This window comes from Desulfosarcina sp., from assembly GCF_041551955.1.
GTDB lineage: Bacteria > Desulfobacterota > Desulfobacteria > Desulfobacterales > Desulfosarcinaceae > Desulfosarcina.
This window is the reverse complement of record NZ_JBFELV010000342.1, coordinates 1-5510: the sequence shown is the minus strand read 5'-3', so window position 1 is coordinate 5510 and position 5510 is coordinate 1. Positions and strand designations below refer to the sequence as shown.

General features: G+C 54.6%; 11 protein-coding genes. All 11 read left to right on the top strand.

Annotated features, from left to right (window positions below; genetic code table 11):
* Positions 1–142 precede the first annotated feature (142 nt).
* The gene (locus tag ABYV26_RS19625) at positions 143–358 is read left to right on the top strand and encodes a hypothetical protein (protein ID WP_372683050.1); all 216 of its coding nucleotides are present in this window, start codon (positions 143–145) and stop codon (positions 356–358) included.
* Positions 359–489: 131 nt separating this feature from the next.
* The gene (locus ABYV26_RS19620) at positions 490–963 is read left to right on the top strand and encodes a ferritin family protein (protein ID WP_372683049.1); all 474 of its coding nucleotides are present in this window, start codon (positions 490–492) and stop codon (positions 961–963) included.
* A 193-nt stretch (positions 964–1156) separates the two neighbouring features.
* Positions 1157–1726: a peroxiredoxin family protein gene (locus ABYV26_RS19615; RefSeq protein ID WP_372683048.1), complete on the top strand. Its 570-nt coding sequence runs from the start codon at positions 1157–1159 to the stop codon at positions 1724–1726.
* Between the two features lie 104 nt (positions 1727–1830).
* The gene (locus ABYV26_RS19610) at positions 1831–2451 is read left to right on the top strand and encodes a peroxiredoxin (RefSeq protein ID WP_372683047.1); all 621 of its coding nucleotides are present in this window, start codon (positions 1831–1833) and stop codon (positions 2449–2451) included.
* 484 nt (positions 2452–2935) lie between these two features.
* Positions 2936–3145 carry a hypothetical protein gene (locus tag ABYV26_RS19605; RefSeq protein ID WP_372683046.1) on the top strand — a complete coding sequence of 70 codons (210 nt, stop codon included), beginning with the start codon at positions 2936–2938 and terminating at the stop codon, positions 3143–3145.
* A 55-nt stretch (positions 3146–3200) separates the two neighbouring features.
* On the top strand, positions 3201–3776 hold the full coding sequence (gene rbr, locus ABYV26_RS19600; RefSeq protein WP_372683045.1) for a rubrerythrin: 576 nt from the start codon (positions 3201–3203) through the stop codon (positions 3774–3776).
* A gap of 53 nt (positions 3777–3829) precedes the next feature.
* A complete protein-coding gene (locus ABYV26_RS19595) occupies positions 3830–4204 on the top strand; it encodes a desulfoferrodoxin (RefSeq protein ID WP_372683044.1) in 375 nt (124 codons plus the stop codon).
* Positions 4205–4288: 84 nt separating this feature from the next.
* Complete coding sequence (locus ABYV26_RS19590) at positions 4289–4444, top strand: rubredoxin-like domain-containing protein (RefSeq protein WP_319259024.1); 156 nt, start codon at positions 4289–4291, stop codon at positions 4442–4444.
* A gap of 18 nt (positions 4445–4462) precedes the next feature.
* Positions 4463–4897 (top strand): flavodoxin domain-containing protein, encoded by a 435-nt coding sequence (locus tag ABYV26_RS19585; RefSeq protein ID WP_372683043.1) that lies wholly within the window; start codon positions 4463–4465, stop codon positions 4895–4897.
* Between the two features lie 59 nt (positions 4898–4956).
* A complete protein-coding gene (locus ABYV26_RS19580) occupies positions 4957–5142 on the top strand; it encodes a hypothetical protein (RefSeq protein WP_372683042.1) in 186 nt (61 codons plus the stop codon).
* Positions 5143–5336: 194 nt separating this feature from the next.
* A partial coding sequence (locus tag ABYV26_RS19575; protein WP_372683051.1) for a cytochrome ubiquinol oxidase subunit I occupies positions 5337–5510 on the top strand: 174 nt, incomplete at its 3' end.

Sequence of the window (5510 nt, the reverse complement as noted above, 5' to 3'; positions counted from 1 at the left end):
GTAGCAGCGAGCTGCTGCATGCATCATAACATCAATAAACATGCCAGGGCAAAAAAACACGCTTCAGCCGATGGCATTGATATTGCTTTTGTTGTTATGATAAGTCATATTTCATAAACTTCAAATTACCGGGAGGCTATTCATGGGTCATAAACGATACCACATCAAATCCGCCTGTCCCCAATGCGGGTGCAGCTTTGCGCAGGTGTTGTCCAAAGAAGAGCTCAAGGAACGCTATGGAGATGCGCCGAACATTGAACTGGAATGCGGTGAATGCATGCTCCAATTCGAAGCCGAACGCAAAAGCGCCTGCCCGGAGTGGGACGACGAGTGCCGCCTAAAGGAAGGAAAGGCCTGACCCGCCGGGCGTTTCGTTGTTTTTTAGGTTGACAGTACACCGTTGAAGTGGGCATTTACCGGATACCATCGTTTCTGGTCAATACCCATGTTGAGACACCCCGAGGTCGGGAAAGAAAGGCAGATCCTACCATGAGCTACGATTATAACGCGGATGATGTATTTGAGATGGCTGAGCAGATCGAAAGAAACGGCGCCGTCTTCTATAGAAAGGCCGCCGCAGACGTCCAAGACCCGGACGCTAAAAATTTTCTCTCGGACCTGGCTGCTATGGAAGACAGCCACGAAAAAACCTTTTCCACCATGAGAAAAAAGCTCACAGAATCAGAGAAAACATCGACCGTATTTGATCCGGGAGGCGAGGCCGCATCGTACCTCAAGGCCCTTGCCGACACCCGCATCTTTTTCGAAAAGGAGATCGATACCCAATCCCTGCAGGCCATTCTGAAAGCCGCCATCCTGGCTGAAAAAGATTCGATTGTATTTTATTTGGGCATGAAAGACCTGGTTCCGGATGGCTTGGGCCGGTCCCGCCTGGACGGCATCATCAAGGAGGAGATGTCCCACATCAACCTGCTCAGCCGCCGTCTGATCGCCACCGCGTAACCGGTCGTGATGGTCTGTCGTTTTAACAACGGGGGGCGCCCTGGGCTGAATGGCTCCAACGCTTCCCAAGGCCCTCCTCTGTTTTTGGTGTTTCGGCTGTTGCCTGAGACACCAGTGTGCCACGTTCGCACCTGATACGCTTATCCATCCTGTCGAACACTGGGCGGAAACCATTTGAAAGAAAGGCAATCTGATGAGAACCCATTGCCTGCAACTGGCACTCGCTCTGGTCATGTTCGCCCTGCCCGCTATGGTATTGGCGCAGAAGACGCCAGTGGTTGGGCAGCGGCTGGTTGGCATTCGCCTGGACGTTCCCGAAACAACTGAGGTGCGCGCCTATCTGGGAATCACCGAAGGCGGCAGCTTCGATCCCTCGACCATCGCCGGACAGCTGCTCATCATCGAGTTTTTCAGCATGTATTGTCCCCACTGCCAGCGGGAGGCACCGGCCGTCAACCGCCTGTATCAGGCCATCGAAGCGTCGGAGGCCTTGCGTGGCCGGGTGAAAATGATCGGGATCGGGGTCGGTAATTCCGCCTATGAAGTCGATCATTTTCGCAAACATTATCAGATCGCCTTTCCCCTGTTCCCCGACGAAAACTTTGTCGTCCATCAATCAGTGGGTGAGGTCCGCACCCCGTTTTTCATCATCGCCGACATCGGGCCGAGCGACAGGGGCCGGGTCCTGTGGACCGGTGCCGGAAACATGGACAAGGTGGAAACCTTCATCAACCGCCTGAACGGCTTTTTGAGCCTGGACTGATTGTCACGTTTCCAATACACCACACCGTCCCGCGCCGGTCTCAAAAAGACCGGTTGGTCAAATCGCCAAATAAATGTTGAAATGACTCGAATGGAATTTCAACTATGGTAGAATCGATAAACGATGGTAAGCTGTTGAAGCACGTAATGGGGTGCGCCGCCATGCTGTTGGCTGCGATCGTTGCTGGCCCATGCGGCGCCCAGGAAACAATCATGCAAACCATGATCTATGATCCCGGCCGGCTCAAGCCGGTGGACAGCGTGTTGAAGGTCGAAGTCGGCGATCCGGCGCCGCCATTTTCGCTGCCGGCCCTGACGGGTGAAACCATTTCCCTGGGGCAATACCGGGGAACCCACAACGTCGTGATCTCCTTTGTTCCTGCCGCGTGGACGCCGGTTTGCTCGGATCAATGGCCCGGCTACAATATTGTCAGAGACATTTTCGAGCGGCACGATGCGGTCCTGCTCGGCATCACCGTCGACAATCTGCCCACCCTGCATGCCTGGACCCGGCAGATGGGAGATCTCTGGTTTCCCGTCCTGTCGGACTTCTGGCCCCACGGTGAAGCGGCGGGGCGGTTTGGCGTGCTGCGCGCGGACGGAACCGCCGAGCGGGCGCTGTTCATCATCGACAAGGCCGGAACCATTCGCTTCATTTCCGTTTCCAATATCAATCGGCGCCCCGACCTGAAAGATATGGTGGATGCACTGCAGGCAATTCAATAACCCATGAACGACGAAACCGTCCCACGTGTCCTGTCTTACGAGACAACTATGTATCGCGAAAACATGAGACCTTCCATCACGGGCGTGTCAATCAATCATCACCAGAGATCCCGGACGCCTCCCTTACCACGCGGATTTGCAAGCCAACCAGTACGATGGGCGGCCCAGGGGCGCATTAGAAGCGTCTTTCGAGTATTTTCTTGAGTTTGATGCGCTCATAAAAAGTCGCATTTCAGACGGCTTCGTAAAAAGACCGAGATTAAGGCTTGAGAATCCCGAGGAATGAGGTGTACTTACGGTACTCCGCAGTGACGAGGGATGAAGCGTAACGCAGCGATCGGACTGATTCCGAGGCCGTCAAGTTTGCTTGGCAACTTAACCATCACCGAGACTTTGGCACGTATCTTGATATTCCCAAGTAGTGATGCTGTCGGCGCTGCCTGACCGGCCGGCGACACCCAACCCCTTCGGAGAGCGTCAACCCGTGAAACCGTGTGACCACCATCTCAGACAAGTCATTCATCTGGCCGAACGCATGATCAAACTGGCCGACGAAGGCGACGACGACCGTGAGGACACCGGATGCGGCATTCTTTACGGCATGCTTCGCGACTCGGGTTACAAAATCAAGCAACTGGCCGAAGTGGAGAAACGCAACCACATCGCCAAAGGCTGGTGGGATGAAGGGTGCTGATACACGATCGGCGTCTACATGCTAAACCCTAAACATCGTTAAAGGAGGAAAACGCTTGGCATCGATTAAAGGAACACGGACGGAGAAGAACATTGTGACGGCTTTTTGTGGTGAATCACAGGCGAGAAACCGCTACACCTATTTCACCAAGCAGGCCAAAAAAGAAGGTTTTGTACAGATTGCAGACATTTTCGAAGAGACCGCCAATCAGGAAAAAGAGCATGCCAAGCGGCTGTTCAAACTGCTGGAGGGGGGCGACGTGGAGATCACCGGCGCATTTCCGGCCGGGGTAATCGGCACCACCGTCGAAAACCTCGCAGAAGCGGCCGGCGGCGAGAACTACGAATGGACCACCATGTATCCCGGATTTGCCAATGTCGCACGTGAAGAGGGCTTGGATCATGTGGCCTTCATTTTCGAGGCCATTGCCGTGGCTGAACGGCAGCACGAAAAGCGCTATTTGGACCTCAAAGCCAACATCGAAACCGGGCGGGTGTTCAACAGAGAGCAAAGCGTCACCTGGCGCTGCCGCAACTGTGGTTATCTCCATGAAGACACCACCCCCCCCGAGATGTGCCCGGCCTGTGCGCACCCTCAGGCCCATTTTGAAATTCTGGGAGAGAATTGGTAACCGGTGCGATCCCACGATTAACCGTTTGATTAACTTAGAAAAGGAGAAAAAAGATGGCGGAGAGATATGAGGTTTACAAGTGCGATCTTTGCGGAAACATCGTTCAGGTGCTCGTCGGCGGCGCCGGCGAACTGGTCTGCTGCGGTCAGCCCATGAAGAAGATGACCGAGAACACGGTCGATGCGGCCAAGGAAAAACATGTGCCGGTGGTCGAAAAGATCGACGGCGGCTATAAGGTTAAAGTGGGCAGTGTCGCCCACCCAATGGAGGAGAAACACTGGATCCAATGGGTCGAGCTGATCGCGGACGGCAAATCCTACTTCCAGTTTCTCGACCCGGGCAAGACGCCCGAAGCCGTGTTCAAAATCGATGCGGCATCGGTTTCCGCCAGAGAATACTGCAACCTTCACGGGTTGTGGAAAGCGTAGCCCCGATGATTTGAGGATACGGGAGACGGCGCCCCCCGGCTGCCGCCTCCCGTAAATCGGATCAACATCCACAAGGAGGTCCTCATGGGTAGCTGGAAATGCGGAAATTGCGGATATGAACTGCAGGCGGACAGGCCGCCTGAGAAATGTCCGTCATGCAAGGAAAAATGTGATTTTCTGGACAACACCTGTTACACGCCCGACTGCCAGTACGAAGGCAAGGATCCCAGAATCAAATAGGAAGAAAGGGAGCAGGAAATGGCAAAAGCGCTCATCGTGTATGCCACACGCACCGGCGAAACCGAAAAAATCGGCAATCTCATCGCCGAAGGGATTCGCTTCTCTGGCCATGAAGCAAATGTGGCCAAAGTGACCGAGATTAAAAAAGAGGAAGACCTCAAAGGGTTCGATGCCGTGGTGTTCGGCTCTCCGACTTACCACGGGGATATGGTCCAGGGGATGAAAACCCTGTTGTTCCTGGCCGAAAAGGCCGAGCTCGAAGGCAAGGTGGGCGGCGCCTTCGGCGCTTTTGGGTGGAGCGGCGAGGCCCCGGACCGCATTTTCGAGACCATGAAAAACATTTTCAAAATGAAAATGGTGAGCATTCCCTTGCGGCTCAAGTCGGCCAACCTGGGCGGTGGCCTAAAAATGGCCCAGGATTACGGACGGGAGATTGCCGAAAAATTGCCCTGACCATCGATGTCAACGGTTCACCACCAACACCCTATCCCAGATTGCAAAAGGAGGATGTCATGTCCACACCCCAACATTGCCCCGGCTACCAGACGTTCAAAACCCTGAAATCCTTTATCTGCAAGTGCCCTGAATGCGGCGAGAGCAAAGAGATCTTCTCGGACGAGTTCAACAAAAACCACACCTGCGCCAAATGCGGCAAGCCCATCGACTTCACCCAGTGCACGTTAGATGGGGGCGCTTAGCCTGCCGCCGGTTCGGTTTGCCGCCCCATTATCACTGCAACACCTTGGGTTCCACCCCCCAATGCCGGGCTGACTGACTTAAAGGGCGCCTGAAGGGTTGGGACCGCCTGAATGAACACCACAAATGATCCACTGTGTCCAGGGCAGCCGACCCCGTGGGTTGGTTGCTGCCATCGGTTCAAGGAGGATTTGGTATGGACGTTGTCATGTTATCCCGGCTCCAGTTTGCCGCCGCCACCATGTTCCATTTTTTGTTCGTCCCCCTGACCCTGGGGCTTTCCGTTTTGGTGGCATACATGGAGACCCGTTACGTGCAGACCGGTGATGAAACCTATCTGCGCATGACCAAGTTCTGGGGCAAACTCTTT